This is a genomic window from Pseudomonas sp. FBCC-B1565, assembly GCF_059133265.1.
Genome location: NZ_CP101438.1, coordinates 5250657 through 5274605 on the forward strand (window position 1 = coordinate 5250657; position 23949 = coordinate 5274605).

A 23949-nucleotide genomic window follows, 5' to 3' on the forward strand; every position below is an offset into this window, starting at 1 on the left:
CGTGCGATTTTTTTAGAGTAATCACTTAAATAATTACATCGGTAACAAATACCTACAGCGTGATCCCACGCTATGAACGCAAAAAAACCCACCGGGTGAGGGTGGGTTTCGGCGGAGCGTGTCAGGGCTCAATCTCTCAAATCTGATTCATGAATGGGCTGGTCACGATGGGTTGCGCGCTGGTACTGCGCCGGCCAGATTGCCTTGCGCCCACCCAGGTCATCATCGGCGTGCAACGGCCAGTACGGGTCGCGCAACAGCTCACGGGCAAGGAAGATGATATCCGCCTGGCACGTGCGCAGTATGTGCTCGGCCTGGGCCGGCTCGGTGATCATGCCCACGGTGCCGGTGGCGATGCCCGACTCCTTGCGCACGCGCTCGGCGAAGCGGGTCTGGTAGCCAGGACCGGTGGGGATCTCGGCGTTGGCGGCGGTGCCACCAGACGAAACGTCGATCAGGTCCACGCCCAGGTCTTTCAGGCGACGTGCCAACTCCACGGTTTCATCCGGGTTCCAGCCGTCTTCCACCCAGTCGGTGGCCGATACCCGCACAAACAGCGGCAGTTCCTGGGGCCAGACCTCACGCACTGCCTTGGTCACTTGCAGCACCAGGCGGATGCGGTTTTCAAACGAGCCACCGTACTGGTCCTGGCGTTGGTTGCTGATCGGAGACAGGAATTGATGCAGTAGATAGCCATGGGCCGCGTGGATTTCCACCACTTCGAAACCGGCGGTCAATGCGCGCTTGGCTGCGGCGACAAAATCGGCAATCACTTGCTGGATCTGCCCTTCGTCCAACTGCTTGGGTTGGGTGTGCTGGGGGTCGAAGGCAATCGGTGACGGTCCCACGGGTACCCAGCCGCCATCCTCGGGCTTGACGCTGCCATGCTTGCCAATCCACGGCCGGTGGGTGCTGGCCTTGCGCCCGGCGTGGGCCAGTTGAATGCCGGCCACTGCGCCCTGGGCCGCAATGAAACGCGTGATGCGTTGCAGCGGTTCGATCTGGGCATCGTTCCACAGGCCAAGGTCCTGGGCGGTGATGCGGCCATCGGCGGTCACGGCGGTGGCTTCGGTGAAAATCAGCCCGGCGCCACCGACGGCACGGCTGCCCAGGTGCACCAGGTGCCAGTCATTGGCCAGGCCGTCGTCGCTTGAGTATTGGCACATCGGTGAGACCGCGATGCGGTTGAGCAGGGTCAATTGACGGAGCGTGTAGGGTTCGAGCAGCTGACTCATGGCGCACCTCTTCTGGGTTCTGTGGGCACTATTCAAACGGTGCTTAGAGCCTAGTCGACAACGCTGGATTGCACAGGGTTCAGAAGGAAAAGCGGGAGCCGATTGCCGGCTCCCGTGTGACTGCCGCTTACATTTCGACCTGGGTGCCCAGCTCGATCACGCGGTTGACCGGCAGCTTGAAGAAGCGCAGGTTGCCGTTGGCGTTCTTCAACATGAAGGCGAACAACCCTTCGCGCCAACGGGCCATGCCCTTGATGCGCGAGGCGATCACCGTTTCGCGGCTGAGGAAGTAGGTGGTACGCATCGGGCTGAAATCCAGGTCATCGAGGTGACACAACTTCAGCGCTTCGGGCACGTCCGGCTCATCGGTAAAACCAAAGTGCAGGATAACGCGGAAGAAGCCTTCGCCGTAGGAGTCCACCTCGAAGCGCCGTGCAGCCGGTACGCGGGGAATATCCTCGTAGACCACCGTCAGCAGCACCACTTGCTCATGCAACACCTGGTTATGCAGCAAGTTGTGCAACAGCGCGTGGGGCACGGCGTCCGGGCGCGCGGTGAGGAACACGGCGGTACCCTGCACGCGATGGGGCGGCTGCACGCGGATACTGCCGATGAAGATTGGCAACGGCAGGCCGCCTTCGTCGAGGCGCTCCACCAGCAGTTGTTTGCCGCGCTTCCAGGTGGTCATCAGCACGAACAGCACAATCCCCGCCAGCACCGGGAAAGCGCCGCCCTGGATGATCTTCGGCACGTTGGCGGCAAAATACAGCCCGTCGACCAACAGGCAGCAGACCAGGACCGGCACGGCCAGGATCGGTGGCCATTTCCACAGCAGCAGCATCACCGCCGACACCAGGATAGTGGTCATCAGCATAGTGCCGGTCACCGCCACGCCGTAGGCCGATGCCAGTGCGTTGGAGGATTCGAAGCCGAGCACCAGCAGAATCACGCCGACCATCAACGACCAGTTCACCGCACCGATGTAGATCTGGCCCTGTTCGGCACTGGAGGTGTGCTGGATATGCATGCGCGGGATGTAACCCAACTGGATCGCCTGGCGCGTCAACGAGAACGCACCGGAAATCACCGCCTGGGACGCGATCACCGTGGCCAGGGTGGACAACACCACCAGCGGGATCAGTGCCCAACTCGGGGCCAGCAGGTAGAACGGGTTGCGCGCGGCTTCCGGATCACCCAGCAGCATCGCGCCCTGACCGAAATAATTGAGCACCAACGCCGGCAGCACCAACATGAACCAGGCACGGGCGATGGGTTTGCGGCCGAAGTGGCCCATGTCGGCATACAGCGCTTCGGCGCCGGTCAGTGCCAGCACCACCGCGCCAAGGATGGCCACGCCAATGCCGGGGTGAGCCTCGAAGAAGCGCACGGCCCATATCGGGTTCAGCGCACTGAGCACTTCAGGGTGCAGGGTGATGCCATACACACCGAGGCCACCCAGCACAAGGAACCAGGTCACCATCACCGGCCCGAACAACTTGCCGATGTGATCGGTGCCATGCTTCTGGATCAGGAACAGCGCCACCAGCACCACCAGCGCGATGGGCACGACCCATTTCTCCAGGCCATCGAACGCCAGTTCCAGGCCCTCCACCGCGGACAATACGGAAATCGCCGGGGTGATCATGCTGTCGCCATAGAACAGCGCTGCGCCACACAGGCCGCACACTACGAGGAAACTGCGCAGCTTCTTGCGCTCCCCCGCCGCCCGCCGTGCCAGAGCCGTAAGGGCCATGATGCCGCCCTCGCCCTGGTTATCGGCGCGCAACACGAACAGCATGTATTTGATCGAGACCACCCAGATCAACGACCAGAAGATCAGCGCCAGGATCCCCAGCACGCCATCATGGTTGACCTGAACCCCATAACCGCCGTTGAACACCTCTTTAAGGGTGTACAGCGGGCTGGTCCCGATATCGCCGTAAACCACCCCGACCGCTGCCACCAGCATGCCAATCGGCTTGGCGTTTGACTGCTCGGCACCTGCTGCCTGACTACTCGCGTGACCCATCAACCACTCCTGCCCTTTGACCTGCGGTCTTTTATTAACAACGCGTCTAAGCTGACCCTAGCATGCGCCGTTTTACTTCTCGTAACAGACGTTTTGTTGACCTTAGGGTTTTACCTACGCACAACGGCGCGAAGCATAGCGCAGCACTCGTCGCATTTCGCTGTTCAAGTGATTTGGGTGGGGTTTTGTGCAACCGGTCATAGAGGGCAAGGCACTTTGGAGCCTTTTTGCCTGCATTGATCACATCTACGCTCAACCGTATATTCGGCCCGCCTCCGCAGTGCCGCATCGACGGCGTAATCGAGAGCTCCTTGGCCGGCCCACCTGAGCAATAAATCTTGCCTCTGCTTGTTGGCGCGCCCATTCGATACAGAAACTCAATCATCACCCTGTCTCTTTTAAGGTACAGTCCTCATGTACGAAGTGAAACACGTACTCTCAGTCAACGGCGTGGATATATACCAAGCCTGGCTAGACACCGTGCAGGACACTCGTTCAAAAGCAAGAATCACCACCAGAGTAGATCGAGCGTCCCTCGGTCACTTTGGCGCTACCGAACCTGTGGGTGAAGGGATCTTTGAGATGAAGCTCGACTTCGGGCCTGGTTTTCGCGTGTATTACGCAATCCAGGATCGGAAAATTATTTTCCTGTTGGGCGGTGGCTCAAAGGCCAGGCAGCAGAACGACATCGATCAGGCCAAAGCTCTCTGGAAATCTTACAAGGTGCAGCAAAAATGACCATTCGTACGCGCTCTCACGAAGACAGCGTTCTTGAAATGCTCCGCGACGACGAAGCGTTTGCGCTCGAGTATCTATCTGTCGCGCTTGAGGAAATCGATGAAGCGGGTGGTGAGGACGCCTTCCTCGTTGCTATCCGTCGAGTGGCGGAAGCTCGTGGCGGAATGCTCAGTTTGTCGCAGAACACGGGGCTCAATAGAGCCAATCTCTACCGATCCATCGCCGTCGGCGGCGACCCTAAGCTCTCCACCCTCCTGAAAGTACTTCAGGCTTTAGGTGTAGGCATGTCTAAAGTTGTAGCGCACCGTACAGAGCAGGACCTCCGAGCCTAAAGATAGAGTAAGGACCGCTTGAATGGCCCAAAACAGCACTCGTCGCATTTCCCTGCATAAAGCTGGTCAAGTGCGCTGCCCGTCGCTAGAATTGCGCACTTTTTGATCAGAGGCGCACCAAGCGCCCGTCCGCAGCCCTGTCGTGCCCGACGGGCGGCGTCATTCAATACCGAGGTTAGACATGTCCACCACCATCGCAAAAGCCAACCCCAAGGTTGGCTTTGTTTCCCTGGGTTGCCCGAAGGCTCTGGTCGACTCCGAGCGCATCCTCACGCAACTGCGTATGGAAGGCTATGACGTTGTGTCCACCTACCAGGACGCTGACGTGGTGGTGGTCAACACCTGCGGCTTCATCGACTCGGCCAAGGCGGAGTCCCTGGAAGTGATCGGCGAAGCCATCAAGGAAAACGGCAAGGTCATCGTGACCGGCTGCATGGGCGTGGAAGAAGGCAATATCCGCAACGTGCACCCGAGCGTGCTGGCCGTGACCGGCCCGCAGCAGTACGAACAGGTGGTCAACGCCGTGCACGAGGTGGTGCCACCGCGCCAGGACCACAACCCGCTGATCGACCTGGTGCCGCCGCAAGGCATCAAGCTGACCCCGCGCCACTACGCGTACCTGAAGATTTCCGAAGGCTGCAACCACAGCTGCAGCTTCTGCATCATCCCGTCGATGCGCGGCAAGTTGGTCAGCCGTCCGGTCGGTGACGTACTCGACGAAGCCCAACGCCTGGTCAAGTCCGGCGTCAAAGAGCTGCTGGTGATCTCCCAGGACACCAGCGCCTACGGCGTCGACGTGAAATACCGCACCGGTTTCTGGAACGGCGCACCGGTGAAGACCCGCATGACCGAACTCTGCGAAGCCTTGAGCAGCCTGGGTGTGTGGGTGCGCCTGCATTACGTCTACCCGTACCCGCATGTGGACGAGCTGATCCCGCTGATGGCCGCCGGCAAGATCCTGCCGTACCTGGACATCCCGTTCCAGCACGCCAGCCCGAAAGTGCTCAAGGCCATGAAACGCCCGGCTTTCGAAGACAAGACCCTGGCGCGCATCAAGAACTGGCGCGAGATCTGCCCGGAGCTGATCATCCGCTCGACCTTCATCGTCGGCTTCCCCGGCGAAACCGAAGAAGACTTCCAGTACCTGCTGGACTGGCTGACCGAAGCCCAACTGGACCGCGTCGGCTGCTTCCAGTATTCGCCGGTGGAAGGCGCCCCCGCCAACCTGCTGGACCTGGCCGTAGTGCCGGACGACGTCAAGCAGGACCGTTGGGAGCGTTTCATGGCGCACCAGCAGGCCATCAGCTCGGCGCGCCTGCAACTGCGTATCGGCAAGGAGATCGAAGTGCTGATCGACGAAGTCGACGAGCAAGGCGCAGTCGGCCGTTGCTTCTTCGATGCGCCGGAGATCGACGGCAACGTGTTTATCGACGATGCCAGCGGTTTGAAACCAGGCGACAAGGTCTGGTGCACCGTGACCGATGCCGATGAATACGACCTATGGGCTGAAAAGCGCGACTGATCGGTGTAAAAAAATCAAAAAGCCCTGCTTCTGGACAAGATGCGGGGCTTTTTTAGGTCTATCGTTTTGCCCATCAGCGCCGATCATCGGCAAGGGGCAGCGGGCATGCGTCAGCATTCGGTTATCCACACACCTAAAACCAGCGACTACACCGAATTGGCGCGGATTTGGGAAGCTTCGGTGCGTGCCACCCATGACTTTCTGCCAGACACTTACATCGAGTTGTTGAAAAACCTGGTGCTGTCCCGCTACCTGGATGCCGTGATGCTGATCTGCACCAAGGACTCCCGCCAACGCATCACCGGGTTTGCAGGGGTAGCGGCCGGCAAGGTCGAGATGCTGTTTATCGACCCGCAGCACCGGGGTGGTGGCCTGGGCCGGCAATTGCTGCGGTATGCAATCGAGCACTTGAACGCCGAAGCGCTGGACGTCAACGAACAAAATCACCAGGCGCTGGGCTTCTACTTCAAACAAGGTTTCGAGGTGATCGGACGCACGGAGCATGATGGGCTCGGCCAGCCTTATCCGTTACTGCATATGCGTTTGCGCCAGATACAACAACATACCCGCCAAGGCTAAATGAAATGGAGCCGGGATTAACCGCGCCCACACAGGTACAATAGCCGCCCCCTTTTGTTACGGCCCTTGTCATGACTGACCCCATACGCCTCTCCAAACGCCTTATCGAACTGGTCGGTTGCTCCCGTCGGGAGGCTGAACTGTTCATCGAAGGCGGCTGGGTCTCGGTGGACGGTGAAGTGATCGACGAACCGCAGTTCAAGGTCACCACCCAGAAGGTCGAACTCGACCCGGAGGCCAAGGCCACCGCGCCCGAACCGGTGACCATCCTGCTGCACGCCCCCGCCGGCGTGGATGCCGAAACGGCCATGGCGTCGATCAGCGCCGAAACACTCTCGGAAGAACACCGCTTCGGCAAGCGCCCGCTCAAGGGCCACTTCCTGCGCCTGACCGCCAGCGCCGACCTGCAAGCCAAGGCCAGCGGCCTGCTGGTGTTCACCCAGGACTGGAAGATCCTGCGCAAGTTGACTGCCGATGCGGCCAAGATCGAGCAGGAATACGTGGTGGAGGTCGAAGGCGACATGGTTGCCCACGGCCTCAACCGCCTGAACCACGGCCTGACCTACAAAGGCAAGGAGCTGCCGGCCGTCAAAGCCAGTTGGCAGAACGAAAACCGCCTGCGTTTTGCGATGAAAAACCCGCAGCCGGGCGTGATCGCACTGTTCTGCGAAGCGGTTGGCCTGAAAGTCATCGCCATTCGCCGTATCCGCATCGGTGGCGTGTCCATCGGCAAAGTGCCGGTCGGCCAGTGGCGTTACCTGAGCGGCAAAGAGAAGTTCTAAGCCGCCGCCCTTTTCCGACACCGCCTGACTGGCGGTGTCCTCAGTTGAATACCAGGATTGCCCACCATGATTCACAACGACGTACTGCGCAGCGTGCGCTACATGCTCGACATCAGCGACAACAAGATGGTCGAGATCATCAAGCTCGGCGGCATGGACGTGACCAAGGACGACCTGCTCACCTACCTCAAGAAGGACGAGGAAGAAGGCTTCGTGTTCTGCCCGGACGACGTCATGGCGCATTTCCTCGATGGCCTGGTGATCTTCAAGCGCGGCAAGGACGAAAGCCGTCCGCCGCAGCCGATCGAAACGCCGGTGACCAACAACATCATCCTCAAGAAACTGCGCGTGGCCTTCGAGCTGAAGGAAGACGACATGCACGCCATCCTCAAGGCCGCCGAGTTCCCGGTGTCCAAGCCGGAGCTGAGCGCGCTGTTTCGCAAGTTCGGCCACACCAACTACCGTCCGTGCGGCGACCAGTTGCTGCGTAATTTCCTCAAGGGCCTGACCCTGCGGGTTCGTGCGTAAGCCATGAGTTACCAGGTCTCACCCGTCGGTTTCGTACGCTCCTGTTTCAAGGAGAAGTTCGCCATCCCGCGCCAACCGCAGTTGGCGCCGGCCGCCCGTGGCGTGCTGGAGCTGGTGGCGCCGTTCGATGGAGGTGAAGCGGTGCAAGGCCTGGAGCAGGTCAGCCATGTGTGGTTGCTGTTCCTGTTTCACCAGGCACTGGAAGACAAGCCGCGCCTGAAAGTGCGCCCGCCGCGCCTGGGCGGCAATACATCCATGGGCGTGTTTGCCACCCGTGCGACCCATCGCCCCAACGGAATCGGCCAGTCAGTAGTCAAGCTGGACAAGGTGGAACCGGGGCGCCTGTGGGTCTCGGGGATCGACTTGCTGGATGGCACGCCTATCCTGGATATCAAGCCGTATGTGCCGTATGCCGACATTGTCGACACAGCCACCAACAGCATCGCCAGCACAGCGCCGCAGCTGATCCCCGTGCAGTGGCTGAAGACTGCGCTGCAACAGGCACAAGAGCATGCTCAGCGCCTTGGCGAGCCGCTGGTTGAACTGATTGATCAGTGCCTGGCGCAGGATCCACGGCCGGCGTATCAGGTGCCGGGGCCGGAGCGGGAATACGGGGCGCAGTTCTGGGATGTGGATGTGCGTTGGCACTATCCAGAGGCGGGGGTGATTTGTGTGTTGGAAGTGCTACCGGCTGGATAAACCGAAAACCCAATGTGGGAGGGGACTTGCCCCCGATAGCGGTGTGTCAGCTACAGATGTATCAACTGACACGCACTCATCGGGGGCAAGCCCCCTCCCACATTTGGATGTTCTGTGTGGCCCAGTCAGCATATTGCCTGACTTTCTTACTTCTCGACGAATGCGCGCTCGATCAGGTAATCACCCGGCTCACGCATACGTGGCGAAACCTTCAGGCCGAAGCTGTTCAGCACTTCGCTGGTTTCATCCAACATGCTTGGGCTGCCGCACAGCATGGCGCGGTCGTCTTCAGGATTGATCGGCGGCAGGCCGATGTCGCTGAACAGCTTGCCGCTGCGCATCAGGTCGGTCAGGCGACCTTCGTTTTCGAACGGCTCGCGGGTCACGGTCGGGTAGTAGATCAGCTTGTCACGCAGGGCCTCGCCGAAAAATTCGTTCTGCGGCAGGTGCTCGGTGATGAATTCACGGTAGGCGACTTCGTTGACGTAACGCACGCCGTGGCACAGGATCACCTTTTCGAAACGCTCGTAGGTTTCCGGGTCCTGGATCACACTCATGAACGGAGCAAGGCCAGTACCGGTGCTGAGCAGGTAAAGGTGTTTGCCCGGCTTCAAATCGTCAAGCACCAGGGTGCCTGTCGGCTTTTTGCTGATGATGATCTCGTCGCCTTCCTTCAAGTGCTGCAATTGGGAAGTCAGCGGGCCATCGGGCACCTTGATGCTGAAGAACTCCAGATGCTCTTCCCAGTTCGGGCTGGCAATGGAGTAAGCGCGCATGAGCGGGCGGCCGTTGGGTTGTTGCAGGCCGATCATCACGAACTGACCGTTCTCGAAGCGCAGGCCCGGATCGCGGGTGCACTTGAAGCTGAACAGAGTGTCGTTCCAGTGATGAACACTGAGGACACGCTCGTGGTTCATGTTGCTCATGTACGGGGGACTCCTGGAAATGGGTCTGCGCCAAATGTAGTTGCGCAATTGCACAGCATTCTAATGGCGGCGACAATATCTGTTAACTGGATTATTAAGATAAGGGTTATCGGTTATATCGATATGCGATTTACTCTCCGTCAACTGCAAGTCTTCGTCGCCGTCGCCCAGCAGGAAAGCGTCTCCCGCGCTGCTGGCCTTCTGGCCTTATCTCAATCCGCCGCCAGCACCTCGATCACCGAGCTGGAGCGTCAATCCAGCTGCCAATTGTTCGACCGCGCGGGCAAACGCCTGAGCCTCAACGCGCTCGGTCATCAACTGTTGCCCCAGGCGGTAGCGCTGCTGGACCAGGCCAAGGAGATCGAAGACCTGCTCAACGGCAAGTCCGGCTTCGGCTCCCTGGCGGTCGGCGCCACACTGACCATCGGCAACTACCTGGCCACCCTGCTGATCGGCAGCTTCATGCAACAGCACCCCGAGAGCCAGGTGAAACTGCATGTGCAGAACACTGCACATATCGTGCACCAAGTTGCGCATTACGAAATTGACCTGGGTCTAATCGAAGGCGACTGCAGCCACCCGGATATCGAGGTGCAAACCTGGGTGGAAGATGAACTGGTGGTGTTTTGCGCGCCGCAGCATCATCTGGCCAAGCGTGGCGTGGCGAGCATGGATGAGTTGACCCACGAGGCCTGGATCCTGCGGGAGCAAGGCTCGGGCACGCGCCTGACCTTCGACCAAGCCATGCGCCATCACCGTAGCGCGCTGAATATCCGCCTGGAGCTGGAACACACCGAGGCGATCAAGCGTGCGGTGGAATCGGGACTGGGGATTGGCTGCATTTCGCGACTGGCGCTGCGCGACGCGTTCCGCCGCGGCAGCCTGGTGCCGGTGGAAACCCCGGACCTGGACCTGGCTCGGCAGTTCTACTTCATCTGGCATAAACAGAAGTACCAGACCTCGGCGATGCGCGAATTCCTCGAACTGTGCCGCGCCTTCACCGCCGGGGTGCAGCGCAGCGACGAGATCGTGTTGCCAAGTATTGCCTGAGGCTTAGATCAGGATCACGGCCCACACCAGGGTGATCATGGTCAGCGCCACGAATTGCGCGGCGCTGCCCATGTCCTTGGCGTTTTTCGACAGCGGGTGGCGGTCGAGGGAGATGCGGTCGATCGCAGCCTCTACCGCTGAGTTGAGCAACTCGACGATCAACGCCAGTAAACATACGGCGATAAGCAACGCGCGCTCGACCCGGCTGACATTCAGAAAGAAGCTCACCGGGATCAGGATCACGTTGAGCAACACCAACTGGCGGAAGGCCGCCTCGCCGGTAAACGCCGCGCGCAGACCATCCAGAGAATATCCCCCAGCATTGAAGATACGTTTGATACCGGTTTGACCCTTGAAAGGCGACATAGATGTAGGCAACTGAACCAAAGAAGTGGGAAAACTAGATCACGCAAAGTCAAAAAAGCGTGAATCGGAAACACGTTAGTGCTGCGAAATTGACTCAAGTTGTTGCAAGAGCAGCGCCGCCTGGGTGCGTGTGCGTACGCCCAGTTTGCGGAAGATCGCCGTCACATGGGCTTTGATCGTCGCTTCCGACACACTCAGCTCATAGGCTATCTGCTTGTTCAACAGGCCTTCGCAGACCATGGTGAGCACCCGGAACTGCTGGGGCGTCAGGCTGGCAAGGCCATCACGGGCAGCCTTGGCTTCGTCGGACACGTTGATTTCTTCAAAAGCCTGCGGCGGCCAGGACACGTCGCCATCCAGCACAGTGCGCACGGCTTTCTGGATATCTTCCATCGCACTGGACTTGGGAATGAAACCACTGGCGCCGAACTCCTTGGAGCGCACCACCACGTCGGCCTCTTCCTGGGCCGAGACCATCACCACGGGGATCTGCGGGTATTGACCGCGCAACAGCACCAGCCCGGAGAAACCGTAGGCGCCCGGCATGTTCAGGTCGAGCAGCACCAGGTCCCAGTCGGATTTTTCGGTGAGGCGGGCTTCCAATTCAGCAATGCTGGCCACTTCAACCAGGCGCACGTCCGGGCCAAGGCCAAGGGTCACGGCCTGATGCAACGCACTGCGAAACAGCGGGTGGTCATCGGCTATCAGGATTTCGTATGTGGCCATTGTTTAAATGATCCTGTTTTTAGGGGGGGCCCTGATCGGCGCCCAGCATGCCCAGCGTAGCCTGGAGGGTCAAGCACTACGCCCGTGGGCATTTTAGCGGGTTGCGGGTGCGTGGTGCCATCATGCAAACGTCGTCTGGTTACGCCGTCGGAATATAGGGCGCAAGGCGCGTATGCACAGTGTCCGTCGGATCCAGCGGCATCTGGAACTTGGCGGCCAGGTAATGGGTGCTGAAGACATCCAGGTAGGCGTCCAGGACTTCACTGGCGACTGGATCATCGGCCAGTTCCAGACACAGGGCGGCGACTTCAGCGGTGCAGAAGTGGTCATCACGCTTTGAACGGCGCAGTTTGTAGCGTGACAGCTGTTCCGGCGCCAGGCTGAGCACCGGCAAATGTTCCAGGTAGGGGCTTTTGCGGAACATCTTGCGCGCCTCACTCCAAGTGCCATCCAGCAGGATGAACAGTGGGCGCTTGCCCTCCTCCACCTTCACTTCACTGACGACGCGCTCGGGCGTGACGAATTCGCCGGGGAACACGATATAGGGTTGCCACTGCGGATCGGCGAGCAACGTGAGCAGTTCAGGGTCGACCTCAGTGCGCGACCATGCAAACGCCGTGGTGTCGTCGATAACATCTGCAATCAGCCAACCAGTGTTGCTGGGCTTCATCGGCTCAACGTCATGCATCAGCAGGCACATGGCGGAGCGCGCTTCGACCTTGGGTCGCCAGGCGCATAGGCAGTATTCGGGGATGACCCGGCAGCCGGGGCAACGTTCGGCACGCGAGCCACGATTGAGGAACGGCCGCACGGCACGGGCCAGGCGCTGGGTGCGCAGGCGGGAAACGGCGTGGCTCATCGGCTATGCCGTTGGGACGGGTAAATCGACACGGTGAAAACTCGTGGAAGGCGGAAGTGGCCGCAGTTTACCAGCGATACGCCTGGCTGTAGTGGCAAGGGCTCACCTATAATTGCGCGCCACTGAACGCACAGCGCAGTGGCTGGTCTATGCACCAGTAACCGAATCAGGAGAGTTTCATGCTGCGTTCCATGCTGCGTTTTGTCGCCCCATCCGTCGCCCTCGCGCTGGTATTGCCCGTGTGCGCCCAGGCGGCCTCGCTGCTGGAGGCCCAAATGAACCGGAAGCTGCAAAGCGTCGCGGCCGAAAGTAATAAGGACCTGCCCCGGGAAATCGACGAAAAGACCCTGGAAGTGGCCTACACCGTGGAAGGCATGCAACTGATCGATCACCTGAGCGTCCTGCCTGACCGCGCCGAACAGATGCGCGCCAACCCCAAGGCGGTGTATTTCCAGCTGGGCCAGAGCGTGTGCCTGAACAAGGGCTACCGCGAGCTGATGGCCAAGGGCGCAGTGATGCGCTACGAAATCACCGAGAACAAGACCAACCGTCCTGTGGCCTCGGTGAAGTTCATCGAAGCGGATTGCCCGGCACCGGCTGCGGCAAAAAAGAAAAAGTAACAGCGTGACCTTCGCGCGCTGCCGCCCGGTGGCGCGCACTTCCCCGCTTCAACATCCTGCCAACAGCTAAACTCCCTGACGAGTGACCAATAAGCGGTTGCCAGCCAAGGGTTTTGCGGCCCATGATCAAGTCATCCCGACCATTCATTCACAGCACTTTTCATGCTGTTCTGTAACATTTTCAGGGCAAAAGAAGGTTGCCCCCTGCGGCAAGCAACGACACATGCAGTGTCGTAGCCTCCGGCGAACGGCTCGTCGGCCACCCGGGCCCTGTAATAAGGAGAAGTTGAATGCCTTACGAACCGAATGACCGCCTGCTTCGGCACTTTGAAGAAAACGGTGCTGACCTTACGCAGCAGGTCGACGCCCAACTCCAGCTGATCGCTCCCAACAGCCCGAATATTCCCCTGTATCGCGACATGATCCTCACCGTGCTGCGCATGGCCCAGGACGACCGCAATCGCTGGAACGCCAAGATCACCCTGCAAGCCATCCGTGAACTGGACAATGCCTTCCGCGTGCTCGAACAGTTCAAGGGCCGCCGCAAAGTAACGGTATTCGGCTCAGCGCGCACTCCGGTGGAAAGCCCGCTGTACGCCCTGGCCCGCGAAGTCGGCGCTGCACTGGCACGTTCTGATTTGATGGTGATCACCGGCGGTGGCGGCGGCATCATGGCGGCCGCCCACGAAGGCGCGGGCCTGGAACACAGCCTGGGGTTCAATATCACCCTGCCGTTTGAACAGCACGCCAACCCGACCATTGATGGCACCGAGAACCTGCTGTCCTTCCACTTCTTCTTTACCCGCAAGCTGTTCTTCGTCAAGGAAGCCGATGCGCTGGTACTGTGCCCAGGCGGTTTCGGCACCCTGGATGAAGCACTGGAAGTACTGACCCTGATCCAGACAGGCAAGAGCCCATTGGTGCCGGTGGTGTTACTGGACGCGCCAGGCGGCGGGTTCTGGCAAGGCGCCCTGGACTTTATCCGCAACCAGTTGGAAGCCAACCGCTACATCCTGCCTACCGATCTCAAGCTGATACGCCTGGTGTACAGCGCCGAAGAGGCGGTGGAAGAGATCAACCAGTTTTATGCTAACTTCCACTCCACCCGCTGGTTGAAGCGTGAGTTTGTGGTGCGCATGCATCACCCGCTCAGCGATGGGGCATTGGCCCATTTGCAGACTGAATTTTCCAGCCTGCGGTTGAGCGGAGAGTTTCAACAGCTCGCGTACACCGGCGAGGAACATGATGAGCCACGGTTCAGCCATTTGACGCGGCTGGTGTTCAACTTCAATGGTCGCGATCAGGGCCGGCTACGGGAGTTGGTGGATTACATCAACCTGCCGGAGAACTGGGCGCAGGCTCAGGGGAAGGCGCAGCAGCGGGTAGCGCCGGAGCCGGCGTGATTTTTTGAGGGCAAAAAAAAAGACCCACTATTTTCATAGTGGGTCTTTTTGGTGGTGTTTCGGGTGCAGCGGAGGGGAGGGGTTTGGGGCTGCTGCGCAGCCCAACGCGGGGCAAGCCCGCTCACCACAACAAGCCCAGTCACCACAGCAAATCCGTTCGCCATAGAAAGTCTGTTCGCCAATGCGGCCAGCACAGCAAGGTGTTTAGTCGTCCATATCCCGACCGCTCAATAAGCGGCTGATCATCTCCATCGAAAACCCGCGATAGCTCAGGAAACGCCCCTGTTTCGCACGCTCCTTGGCATCAATGGGAAGATGGCCAGAAAACTTGCGTCGCCAGGTGTCTTCCAACTGCGCCTGCCAACTGATGCCGCACTCACGTAATGCAAGGTCGATATCAGCTCGTTGCAGGCCACGCTGGCTCAGTTCTTCACGAATGCGTGCCGGGCCGTAACCAGAACGCGCCCGGTAGGAGACAAAACTTTCAAGGTAACGGGATTCGGAAAGCAGCCCCTCTTCCGTCAAGCGGTCGAGGGCGGTTTCGATCATCTCGGACTCCGCACCGCGCTGACGCAGTTTACGCGTCAGCTCGACTCGACCATGCTCGCGGCGAGCGAGCAGGTCCATTGCGGTGCGCCGAACGGCGACGAGTGTATCCAGTACAACAGTCATCGTTTGCTTCAGATGTCAGTGTCAGCTTCTTCCACTTCTTCAACCGGCTCGCGGTTGGCGGCAGCCTTCACGTCTGGCGCTGCGGTCAGCAACTTGTCGCGAATCTGCTTTTCAAGCGTGGCGGCGATGTCCGGGTTATCCGCCAGGAACTTGGCCGAGTTGGCCTTGCCTTGGCCGATCTTGCTGCCGTTGTAGGCATACCAGGCACCGGATTTCTCGACGAAACCGTGCAGTACGCCCAAGTCGATCATCTCGCCGTTCAGGTAGATACCCTTGCCGTAGAGAATCTGGAACTCGGCCTGACGGAAAGGCGGGGCCACTTTGTTCTTCACGACTTTGACGCGGGTTTCGCTACCAACAACCTCGTCACCTTCTTTCACCGCGCCGGTACGGCGGATATCCAGACGGACCGAAGCGTAGAACTTCAGCGCGTTGCCACCGGTGGTGGTTTCCGGGCTGCCGAACATCACGCCGATCTTCATGCGGATCTGGTTGATGAAGATCACCAGGCAGTTGGCGTTCTTGATGTTACCGGTGATTTTACGCAGCGCCTGGGACATCAGACGGGCTTGCAGGCCCACGTGCATGTCACCCATCTCGCCTTCGATTTCAGCCTTGGGTACCAGGGCTGCCACGGAGTCGACCACGATCACGTCGATGGCGTTGGAGCGCACCAGCATGTCGGTGATTTCCAGGGCCTGCTCACCGGTGTCCGGCTGGGAGACCAGCAGGTCGTCGACGTTGACGCCCAGCTTGCCGGCGTATTCAGGGTCCAGGGCGTGCTCGGCATCGACGAACGCGCAGGTGGCGCCCATTTTCTGCGCCTGGGCAATCACCGACAGGGTCAGGGTGGTTTTACCGGAAGATTCAGGACCGTAGATTTCAACGATACGGCCTTTTGGCAGGCCGCCAATGCCGAGTGCGATGTCCAGACCCAGAGAGCCAGTGGAAATAGCCGGGATCGCCTGACGGTCGTGATCGCCCATACGCATTACGGCACCCTTGCCGAATTGACGTTCGATCTGACCCAGGGCCGCAGCCAAGGCTTTCTTCTTGTTGTCGTCCATTAAAGTCCTCACGTAATCAATAAGGCCTGGTCGGCCAACACCTGTATAAGTAGACAGTATTGTTCCACAAAGATCAGGGATCGCCTACCCCTGATTTTCTATTTCTGCTGCAGCTCGTCGCAACAAGCCCTCTAGCGCGGCCTTTACCGTTTGTCGGCGGACCTCCTCGCGGTTGCCAGTGAAGTGCTCAAGCTCGACCGTGACCTCTTCCCCCACGCCAAACCCCAGCCATACGGTGCCCACCGGTTTATCCGGCGAACCGCCGTCCGGTCCCGCCACGCCGCTGACCGCCACGGCAAACCGCGCCAGGCTTTTTTCCTGGGCGCCACGGACCATTGCCTCGACTACTTCCTGGCTGACCGCCCCGACTTTTGCAAACAAGGCTTCCGGCACGTTCAATTGCCGGGTCTTCTGCCGATTGGAATAGGTGACATAACCCGCCTCGAACCAGGCCGAGCTCCCCGGAATCCGTGTGATGGCCTCCGCGATACCGCCGCCGGTGCACGACTCGGCCGTGGTGACGTGGGCGTTGAGCACCTGCAGGCGGCGACCCAGTTCGGCAGCCAGTTGAGTGATTTCCTTCACGGTCGTCTCCAGTCGTGGGCGGGGGTTCGCCTACCCTACAGGAGACAATCTCACACGCAAGTGACGGACTGTCTCAAGACACTAACGGGCGACGGCGCGCACATACGCCTGGCAGGCACGCAAGGCAATCAGGGCGCTGTCGCCGTCGTCGGTGATGCGGATAATTCGCTGAGCATGCGCTGGGTCAAGTCGGGCTCGCGGGGCTGCATGAACCACGCTGCCGGCGGCGGTGGCGGCCGGCATGGGGCAGCCACTGGAAGCGTCGAGAAGGACTGACAGCCGCACATCAGCAGTGGCAATGCGGTCACGCAAAGCTGCTTGAGTACGTTGGGCATCGCTCAACTCCCGGGCATGTTGTTGGTCGCTGGCGCTGAGCTGTTGCTCAAGGGCCAGCCGTCTGTCTTGTTCGGCCTGCTGTAGATGCAGGGCTTTCTGGGTCTGTGCGGCCGACAAGCGTTCAATCTGTGCCCCGTACCGCCACGCCTGCACCTGCCAGACAACGACCACCAGCACGCATACGCCAATCGCAACTAACAAACGCATAACACCGCCTTCGCCCGCGCCCACAGCTGCAAACGATCCTCCAGGCCATTGAGCCCGCCGTTGATGCGCCGGGTGATGGTGGTGAACTGGTCCTTGTCAGCGAGTTCATTCAAGCCATTGCTTTGCCAGAACCAGGCAGCGGATTCACAAGCCCATTGCGGTTGCTCCAGTAATTCGGGTTGTCGCAGCAAGCGATCATCGCCGAACAGCGCCTGGCTGCACGCCAGGTAGTTGCGGCGACCGGTGATCTGGATCAGCCCCCGGCCCCGGTACTTCTGGCCGTCGCCGTCCGCTTCAGGGGTGTTGCCCAGGCGTGCGGCCAGGGTGCCGGTGTCGTACTTGCTCAGGTATTGATCGCTGCCCAGTTCGCGCACGTAGCGCAGTTGCCCGGACTCGTGGCCAACTTGGGCGAGGAAGGCGGCAATGCGTTGTGGCGTGTTGATTTGACGGTGGAGCATGGCGCAGTTCAGCGCAGAAATGAAAACTCCCGCCTTGATGCGGGAGCTCGGTAGGATTTTCACGAGTTGTTGCTCAGACAGGACCATGTTGCCTCCACATCAGAAACCTCAAATAAAGCATGAGGGGTATCAATGGCGCGGTTTATTCTGCGAGGGACAAACCGCTCGCGCTGATCGTGCAGCGATAGCTGTCTTTGCGCTTGCCACTGGCCGTCACGGTATTGATCGACCAGCGCCCCTGCATGAAGCCTGGCCATGACTCATCCAGCAGCAACAAGCCTTCAGCGGCGAATGCGGGGTTTCCAGGGCAAATCACCTCGATCTTCAGCCCTTCACGTCTCACACGGCGCATCTCGCCTTCAGCAGCGGAACGGGCTTCGGCTTCGTTCTGGTAACGCTGCGTAACCTCTTTAAACGGCTCGATACCCACCTGCACCACGTTTTTCTTACCGGCCGCCGCATCCCACCAGGACGCTTTTGCGCCGTCATATTTGGCGCGACTGCCCTCGGACATCTTGGCGCTGATAAAAGCACGCTCACCCGGGCGATTGTCACGCGTCAGCGACAGCCGCACATCCGGCAGGGTCTTGCCCGACAAGGACGTGAGCTGGCCTTTACGGCCCAGCACATAAAACTCATCGACCGGCTTGGCCACGGCATCAAAACGTCTGGCCAAGCGTGTCAGCAACGCCATGTCACTTTCGTTGGTCTGGTCAATGTGCGGAATCTGCTTGCCTTCAAGGTCAGGCGCCACCCGTGGTGAATAACCGTAGCGCGCCGTCAATTGACGGAACAACGCGCCCAGGGTGATCGGCCCGTGACTGGCGGTGCGACGCTGCTTGAACCCGTCCATGTCAAACGGTGCCGCCGTGGCCTCCAATGCCAGGCGCATGGGAAACAGTGACGGTGTGCGCTTGGTGATCTTGAACGTCCCCTTGTCCACCAGGCCGGTTTCCAGATACCCCACGCGCAGACCGATTTTCCCACCCAAGTCGGGCAGGCCATCAAGGCCCTCGATATCGAGGGTTAACTTGAGATGGTCTGAGACAAGACCGGCCGTATCACTATGCTCCCACTCCAACAAGCGTTCGTTGAGCAGCGCGGCATTGGCCCCGTAGATTTCCACCACTGGTGTATATCCAAGTGTCATGGTCGCTCCTTAGTCCCAGGCCGAAACGGGCTGCTTCGCAATGGGCTGCCTGTCCAGTTCCGGCACAATCACACTGACACCTGCCGGCAGTACTGCGCCCTGCTCGGCCAACCCTGGGTTCAACCGCCACAGCACTTCCTCGGCAGCATCGTCACAGCGGCCAAGCTCGCGGTACAGCAACAGGTTCACCGAATCACCAGCAATACTTCGCACCCTACGCATTGACGAACTCCTCCAATACCAGCGACCAATTGATAACCATGGCGGTGCCATCGTCGATCACATTGGATTGTTTTTCGCTCACCGATTTGATCGTCCACAACCCCCAGCTGAGGCCTACGCCATCGACCAGCGGCAATGGCGCACGCAGGGCTTGCAACGCACGCAGCTCATCCAGGCGCGCCATGCCGGTTGCCCGTGCGGCCTTACCGCCGAAGGTCAGCGTTTCAAGCTCTGGGCCGACCTGGCTGGACTTGGGTTTGCCGGCAATAATCGGCAGGCCGACCCATCCACCTGTGCTGGCGCGGTCCAGGGTGTCGTAGGCGAATCCACGAGACAGCCCGAAAATAAACGTGCCCAATGCCATCTGTTGCCGCATCACACCCCTCCAATATCGGTCAGTGCCGAATCACGTCGCGACCCCAGCAGGTCGCTCATCGACAGCGGCGAAAATTGCGCTTCGATCTGTTGCACCACCAACTCCGCCAGCTGTTGATAGCTGGCCTGCTCCGTTGCATTGATGGTGATCTGCGGGGCGAACGTGACTTGACGGTTGTCGGCCTGGGCATTGTCCAGGTGCTTGCTGACGTCGGCGGGCGCGGGCAGGCGGTCGTTTGAACCGAACAGCTTGTCACCGAGCCAACTGCCAGCCTCACTGCCCAACAAACCACCGATTGCACCGCCGACCGCTGTACCGACACCAGGGAAAATCATCGTGCCGATGGCCGCACCGGCAGAGGCCCCGGCCCAGGCGCCACCGGCGGCACTGAGCCCGGAGCCGACGGCTTTGGCATCGCCGTTGCGCACCCCCTCGACCACATCCATGGCGGTGTCGACATACCGCATCGGGCCGAGGCGACGGGCGCCGACCGACTCCAGCCGGGTCATGGTGCCGGCCAACCGCGAAGTCGGGGCATGAGGCAAATTGGGCGACGGCGCAGCGTGCAACGCAGGCGGTATGGGCTGAAACGGTGCGCGTGGGTTACCCGGAAAGTCACCGGGCCTGCCGACTGCGCCACGCTCCAACGCCTCGGTCAACCCGAGAGGTTTGCCTGTTCCGCCGGTAAGTCCTGGATGACTCCCGAAGGCACCCCCCCCAGGAAAAGCACCCTGCAGCGAGCCTCCTGCCTGAAACCCGAGCCGCGAGCCGGGCAACATCGCCCTACCCAACCGATCGGATGCATCACGCAACCAATTACCGAGCATGCCGCTTTTTTTACCCGAGCCCTTGCCCTGGGCTTTACCGGAAGTGCTTTGTCCACGCTCACGCTCGTAGCCCGGCGGCAGAATAATGCTGGGACGCGGGGAGCCGCTCTGCGACTCGCCAGGGCAGCAACAACCTTTACCCTTGTCCTTTCCTTTATCGTAACCGCCGTCCTTGAACAACTTGCCAACCCCGGGCAACTTGCCCAGTGTCATATCCACCAAATTGCCCGTCACCCGCTCTTTAATCGTCTCGCCCACGCCCGAAAAGAATTCGGAAACCACCGGTGAAACGACCGACGACATCACCGTTTCAGCGGTCTTGAGCGATTCAGCGGCGACCGGTGAATCGCTGGCCCAATTGTTGACGGTGTCCAACACGCCGGTTTTGGCCCGCAGCCATGTGGCTTCTCCCAAGACCGGTACAGGTTCAAGCGTCTTGGTCAACCGCTCCGTGCTTTTGCTCGACTCTTCGCGCAAGCCCGTTATTGATTTTTCCGGGGGGAGTTTCGATCCAAACGCAAAGCTGGCATTCGCCTGCTGAAAAGCCGCGACCGGGTCGAGGCGCTCCATGTTGCGCACCGTCAAGGCTTCGCGGGTCAGGCGCCGATCATCCACCTTGCTCGACTTGAACTCCATGGCGCTGCTCGGCTCAGTCCGCCTGTCAGTTCTGGACGGGTTAACGTCTACGGCTTCAAGCCGCGATACAGAGGCGCGCAGTCCATCCACGCTGCTGCGCAGTAACCCCAGGGACAATGACAGACCACCGAGCTGCAAGCTTGCGTTAGTCAGCGCCACGCTCATCGGGTGTATCGGTGCCGCCTCGCCAAGGCGTTCAGGTGCCAAGGCGTCTGAGTTGACAATGGTAGCGTCCTTGCCGACGACCGCTTGGCCATCCTTGGCCGTGGCATACGCCAGCGAATACTTGTCTTGCATCCCGCTTACTCCTGTTTGACGCCAAGGCGAGTGATCGCGATGTCGTAGCGGCGCAATGCTTTTCCGGCGTCCCAGTTGAGGATCTCGATCTCATTGACTGAGTAAATCAGCGGCACCACATCGAGGATCACTTCGATGTCGCGCTCCGAAAGAAGTCCGCCGGTTGATTTAAAAAATCGTCGATACGCTCCTGCAGCTCGGTCCAGTCAGGCACGGTCAGGCCGGCCAGGTCAGGAATCATCAGGCCGGCGCAGTGAGCGGTGATGAACTCGGCGCGTTCTTTGTTGGTGGCGAGTTTTTTCATCACTTTGGTAGCGCGTAGCGCGGGCATTTCCAGGGGCAGCTCGGTCAGGGTTCGCCCGGCTGCATCGAGAGGCAGCAACAGTTGGACGGGCTGGTCGTAGGTTGATTCCGCCTGTTCACCGAGGAAGAACGACGCAGGAAGAGTCGACATCTCGTGTACGTACTGGGAAATGCTCACGTAGTCCGGGCGCTTGAGTTGGTCGAGTTCTTTTTCCGACAGGCCGGTGGCGAGTTTCGCCAGTTCGAAGAACTGGTCGTCCTCGTCATCACCGGCCCGGGCCAGCGCGTCTTTTTGCGCGGCGTAGAACAGCGGTTTGAGTTGCACCTGCTCGATCATCGCGCCGGTATCGGCAGTGATCGGGGACAGCAGAACATGCAGCGGTGGCATCCAGGCCATGGGACAGCTCCTTGGTGAAGTATGGGGGCGAGCACGCCCGCCCCCGGGGCATTACGGCATCAGCACGGCACGGCGCGCATCACCGAGGATGTCAACGCCGTTGAGCACGAACTTCTGGGTGCGCACATCGATATCGATGACCGGAATGCCGTTTTCCAGGCGGTTGTAAGTGCGGCAGGACAGCTCCAGCGTGGTAAGTGCCTTATCGCCCATTTTCAGCTTCGCTTCGGACAGGGATTTGAGCTTGCCGCCGACGGTGTGGTAGGTGAAGTAAGTCTTGCCATCCTGATCCTGGCCGGCTTCACGCACGTTGAGCAGGATGTCGTCACCCAGGCGCACACCCAGCGCCAGCATGATCTCCGGGCCGGCACCTTGCAGCACCAGCGTGGCGCCGAGCACCTTGCCGCTCTTAGCCATTTCCTCGGCGATAAAGCGCCCGCCGGACATGGCTTCCATCTCAAACTCGATCTTCGGCGGGCTGAACTCCTCCACCGTCGCGGACAACGGCAGGCCTTGAAGGGTGGCCGCGATGGCCTGTCTGACTCGATTGGTAAACATTAGAGAACGTCCTCCAGGAACTGCTCGATGATTTCATCGCGGGCATTGAGTTGATAAATCATGTGTTCATTCGGCGCGTAGCGGCCGTAGTCGATGACGATGAACCAGGTGCCGTTCTTGTACTTCTCGACACTGTTCAACTCCGGGTGCAGGTAGACGCTGCCGCCGGGGATGGTTTCGTCGGCGACCAGGGTTTGCAGCCAGTCGTTGATGCGCTTGACCTCCTGGTCCATGAAGGACTTGGTGAGGTTCTTGGCCATGGCTTTCTGGCCGGCTTTGACCAGCTTGCGGCTGATGGCGTCTTCGAGGCCGACGTAGCTGATGAACTTGCCGGTGATGGAGCGGTTACCCAGCAGCGAGAAGCCGCCGAGAATGGTGCGGGCGTAGTAGCTCACGCCATAACGGTTGAGCAGGTCGCCTTCGGTCGAAGTGTCGAGGATGTTGTACTCAACCACGCGGGAAACATCCTCGGCGAACGTCACCTGGTTACCAGGGCTTTCCCATTGCTTGACCTTGGCCAGCGCCGCGATAGCCAGGGACGATGGCGCGAGGAACACGTTCTTCTTCGCCGCCTTGGAGTACACCGACGGCATGTTGTGCACCAGCAGGCAACGGTCGAAGCCCAGGTCGGCACCGCCCAGTTCGCCGCTGTAGGTCACCTGGTCGGCAACGCTTGCGTCTTTACCGTCCAGCACCACGCGGGCCTTGATGCGCTTGCCGAACGAGGCGAACTCGCCGGCCACAGCCTTGGTACCGGTGAATCCCGGAGCCCCGATGATGGTCAGGTCTTCCGGCACGCTGGCCAGTGCAGCCAGGCCCAGCTTGCGACCGGTAACCGGCTCGTCACCGCCGATTACATTGTTGAGCGTATCCGCAGGAGTGGCGCCCTCCTCTACGATCACCACATAGACCGGTACCTTGACCACCTTGAGGATCTGGTAGACCGCGTGGAACAGCGTGCCCGACTCGGTACCGGTGGGATCCAGCAGCGCCTGGGTGGTGAAGCTGTTGATGCGAAACGGCGCGTTTTTCGGGATCGACGCATGGGCCTTCGGCGCAGTGCCGACCAGGCCAATCACGTTGTCACCCAGGCCACCCATGGCCTCGGGAGATTCAGTGGCATTCACGGTGATGCCGTTGTGCTCGAAGTTCAGAACCTCAGCCATGGTTATTCAGCCTTCTTGGTGGTGGCCTTTTTGGCCGGGGTGGTGTTAAGGACGCTGGTCAGTTCCAGACGGCCAGCGGTGCGCAGGGCGGATGCTTCAACGTCGAGCAGTTCCAGCTCCTCGCCGACGGTGGACCAATGGCCGGCGCCGGTGGGGAATGGGATGAGGACGGTGTAGGTTTGGCGGGTGGGCATAAGAGGGAATCTCCAGGCGAAAAAAAACCGCTCAGGGCGGCGGGTATACAAATCAGGAGAGAAGACGCTCCGTCAGTGTTGGGCACTTATTTGATTTAGTCGGT

Annotated in this window: 30 protein-coding genes; 10 read left to right on the plus strand and 20 right to left on the minus strand. The window is 60.0% G+C overall.

Going from position 1 to position 23949, the window contains the following annotated elements; genetic code table 11:
- Positions 1-128: 128 nt before the first annotated feature.
- Together NL123_RS24310 and NL123_RS24315 are read right to left on the minus strand one after the other, a co-directional pair.
- Positions 129-1235, minus strand: coding sequence for an NADH:flavin oxidoreductase/NADH oxidase (locus NL123_RS24310; protein WP_248486573.1), 1107 nt, complete (start codon positions 1233-1235; stop codon positions 129-131).
- 127 nt (positions 1236-1362) lie between these two features.
- A complete protein-coding gene (locus NL123_RS24315) occupies positions 1363-3264 on the minus strand; it encodes a potassium transporter Kup (protein WP_494356518.1) in 1902 nt (633 codons plus the stop codon).
- A 414-nt stretch (positions 3265-3678) separates the two neighbouring features.
- Between NL123_RS24315 and NL123_RS24320 the strand changes: the two genes are divergently transcribed.
- The 7 genes from NL123_RS24320 (at position 3679) to tsaA (ending at position 8444) form a co-directional block, all read left to right on the plus strand.
- Positions 3679-4002 (plus strand): type II toxin-antitoxin system RelE/ParE family toxin, encoded by a 324-nt coding sequence (locus NL123_RS24320; RefSeq protein ID WP_494356519.1) that lies wholly within the window; start codon positions 3679-3681, stop codon positions 4000-4002.
- On the plus strand, positions 3999-4334 hold the full coding sequence (locus NL123_RS24325; protein ID WP_248486569.1) for an addiction module antidote protein: 336 nt from the start codon (positions 3999-4001) through the stop codon (positions 4332-4334). The genes NL123_RS24320 and NL123_RS24325 overlap by 4 nt, the downstream gene beginning before the upstream one ends.
- 181 nt (positions 4335-4515) lie before the next feature.
- A complete protein-coding gene (gene rimO / locus NL123_RS24330) occupies positions 4516-5856 on the plus strand; it encodes a 30S ribosomal protein S12 methylthiotransferase RimO (protein WP_003231334.1) in 1341 nt (446 codons plus the stop codon).
- Positions 5857-5961: 105 nt separating this feature from the next.
- A complete protein-coding gene (locus NL123_RS24335) occupies positions 5962-6435 on the plus strand; it encodes a GNAT family N-acetyltransferase (protein WP_071492647.1) in 474 nt (157 codons plus the stop codon).
- A 71-nt stretch (positions 6436-6506) separates the two neighbouring features.
- A complete protein-coding gene (locus tag NL123_RS24340; RefSeq protein ID WP_078047152.1) occupies positions 6507-7217 on the plus strand; it encodes an rRNA pseudouridine synthase in 711 nt (236 codons plus the stop codon).
- Between the two features lie 66 nt (positions 7218-7283).
- Positions 7284-7745, plus strand: coding sequence for a YehS family protein (locus NL123_RS24345; RefSeq protein ID WP_016977930.1), 462 nt, complete (start codon positions 7284-7286; stop codon positions 7743-7745).
- Positions 7746-7748: 3 nt separating this feature from the next.
- On the plus strand, positions 7749-8444 hold the full coding sequence (gene tsaA, locus NL123_RS24350; RefSeq protein ID WP_248486565.1) for a tRNA (N6-threonylcarbamoyladenosine(37)-N6)-methyltransferase TrmO: 696 nt from the start codon (positions 7749-7751) through the stop codon (positions 8442-8444).
- A gap of 146 nt (positions 8445-8590) precedes the next feature.
- Here tsaA and fpr read toward each other — a convergent pair whose 3' ends face one another.
- Positions 8591-9370 carry a ferredoxin-NADP reductase gene (gene fpr / locus NL123_RS24355; protein ID WP_003189055.1) on the minus strand — a complete coding sequence of 260 codons (780 nt, stop codon included), beginning with the start codon at positions 9368-9370 and terminating at the stop codon, positions 8591-8593.
- 123 nt (positions 9371-9493) lie between these two features.
- On the opposite strand from fpr, the gene NL123_RS24360 reads away from it, so the two are divergent.
- Positions 9494-10420 (plus strand): LysR family transcriptional regulator, encoded by a 927-nt coding sequence (locus tag NL123_RS24360; protein ID WP_010212678.1) that lies wholly within the window; start codon positions 9494-9496, stop codon positions 10418-10420.
- Positions 10421-10423: 3 nt separating this feature from the next.
- On the opposite strand, the gene NL123_RS24365 is transcribed toward NL123_RS24360, so the two are convergent.
- The 3 genes from NL123_RS24365 to NL123_RS24375 all read right to left on the minus strand — a co-directional run bounded on the left by NL123_RS24365 (position 10424) and on the right by NL123_RS24375 (position 12371).
- Positions 10424-10786: a diacylglycerol kinase gene (locus tag NL123_RS24365; RefSeq protein WP_058423756.1), complete on the minus strand. Its 363-nt coding sequence runs from the start codon at positions 10784-10786 to the stop codon at positions 10424-10426.
- Positions 10787-10861: 75 nt separating this feature from the next.
- The gene (gene erdR, locus NL123_RS24370; RefSeq protein ID WP_003189050.1) at positions 10862-11512 is read right to left on the minus strand and encodes a response regulator transcription factor ErdR; all 651 of its coding nucleotides are present in this window, start codon (positions 11510-11512) and stop codon (positions 10862-10864) included.
- 139 nt (positions 11513-11651) lie between these two features.
- Positions 11652-12371, minus strand: a complete 720-nt coding sequence (locus tag NL123_RS24375) for a tRNA-uridine aminocarboxypropyltransferase (RefSeq protein ID WP_494356520.1) — start codon at positions 12369-12371, stop codon at positions 11652-11654.
- A 179-nt stretch (positions 12372-12550) separates the two neighbouring features.
- On the opposite strand from NL123_RS24375, the gene NL123_RS24380 reads away from it, so the two are divergent.
- A complete protein-coding gene (locus tag NL123_RS24380) occupies positions 12551-12991 on the plus strand; it encodes a PA3611 family quorum-sensing-regulated virulence factor (RefSeq protein WP_058423758.1) in 441 nt (146 codons plus the stop codon).
- A 290-nt stretch (positions 12992-13281) separates the two neighbouring features.
- Entirely contained in the window at positions 13282-14394 is a 1113-nt protein-coding gene (locus NL123_RS24385) for an LOG family protein (RefSeq protein ID WP_248486561.1), read from the plus strand.
- 204 nt (positions 14395-14598) lie between these two features.
- Here the strand turns inward: NL123_RS24385 and recX are convergent, their stop codons facing one another.
- The 14 genes from recX to NL123_RS24455 form a co-directional block, all read right to left on the minus strand.
- Entirely contained in the window at positions 14599-15066 is a 468-nt protein-coding gene (gene recX, locus NL123_RS24390) for a recombination regulator RecX (RefSeq protein ID WP_248486559.1), read from the minus strand.
- 8 nt (positions 15067-15074) lie between these two features.
- Positions 15075-16133, minus strand: a complete 1059-nt coding sequence (recA, locus tag NL123_RS24395) for a recombinase RecA (protein ID WP_003189042.1) — start codon at positions 16131-16133, stop codon at positions 15075-15077.
- 84 nt (positions 16134-16217) lie between these two features.
- The gene (locus NL123_RS24400; RefSeq protein WP_248486557.1) at positions 16218-16718 is read right to left on the minus strand and encodes a CinA family protein; all 501 of its coding nucleotides are present in this window, start codon (positions 16716-16718) and stop codon (positions 16218-16220) included.
- Positions 16719-16799: 81 nt separating this feature from the next.
- Positions 16800-17261 (minus strand): lysis system i-spanin subunit Rz, encoded by a 462-nt coding sequence (locus NL123_RS24405; protein ID WP_494356521.1) that lies wholly within the window; start codon positions 17259-17261, stop codon positions 16800-16802.
- Positions 17249-17806: a glycoside hydrolase family 19 protein gene (locus NL123_RS24410; RefSeq protein WP_494356522.1), complete on the minus strand. Its 558-nt coding sequence runs from the start codon at positions 17804-17806 to the stop codon at positions 17249-17251. Before NL123_RS24410 ends, NL123_RS24405 begins: the two co-directional genes overlap by 13 nt.
- Before the next feature lie 55 nt (positions 17807-17861).
- Positions 17862-18869, minus strand: a complete 1008-nt coding sequence (locus NL123_RS24415; protein WP_093119402.1) for a phage tail protein — start codon at positions 18867-18869, stop codon at positions 17862-17864.
- Positions 18870-18878: 9 nt separating this feature from the next.
- Positions 18879-19091, minus strand: a complete 213-nt coding sequence (locus NL123_RS24420; RefSeq protein WP_071488737.1) for a tail protein X — start codon at positions 19089-19091, stop codon at positions 18879-18881.
- Positions 19084-19467, minus strand: a complete 384-nt coding sequence (locus NL123_RS24425; protein ID WP_494356523.1) for a phage tail protein — start codon at positions 19465-19467, stop codon at positions 19084-19086. Before NL123_RS24425 ends, NL123_RS24420 begins: the two co-directional genes overlap by 8 nt.
- Positions 19467-21227, minus strand: a complete 1761-nt coding sequence (locus NL123_RS24430) for a glycine zipper domain-containing protein (protein WP_494356524.1) — start codon at positions 21225-21227, stop codon at positions 19467-19469. The genes NL123_RS24425 and NL123_RS24430 overlap by 1 nt, the downstream gene beginning before the upstream one ends.
- Before the next feature lie 5 nt (positions 21228-21232).
- A complete protein-coding gene (locus NL123_RS24435) occupies positions 21233-21358 on the minus strand; it encodes a hypothetical protein (protein ID WP_255337130.1) in 126 nt (41 codons plus the stop codon).
- Positions 21355-21927 carry a phage tail assembly protein gene (locus NL123_RS24440; RefSeq protein ID WP_248486548.1) on the minus strand — a complete coding sequence of 191 codons (573 nt, stop codon included), beginning with the start codon at positions 21925-21927 and terminating at the stop codon, positions 21355-21357. Before NL123_RS24440 ends, NL123_RS24435 begins: the two co-directional genes overlap by 4 nt.
- A gap of 51 nt (positions 21928-21978) precedes the next feature.
- Positions 21979-22485, minus strand: coding sequence for a phage major tail tube protein (locus NL123_RS24445; RefSeq protein ID WP_494356525.1), 507 nt, complete (start codon positions 22483-22485; stop codon positions 21979-21981).
- Positions 22485-23651: a phage tail sheath protein gene (locus NL123_RS24450; protein WP_012722510.1), complete on the minus strand. Its 1167-nt coding sequence runs from the start codon at positions 23649-23651 to the stop codon at positions 22485-22487. Before NL123_RS24450 ends, NL123_RS24445 begins: the two co-directional genes overlap by 1 nt.
- 2 nt (positions 23652-23653) lie before the next feature.
- Positions 23654-23845, minus strand: a complete 192-nt coding sequence (locus tag NL123_RS24455) for a hypothetical protein (protein WP_494356526.1) — start codon at positions 23843-23845, stop codon at positions 23654-23656.
- Between the last annotated feature and the right edge of the window lie 104 nt (positions 23846-23949).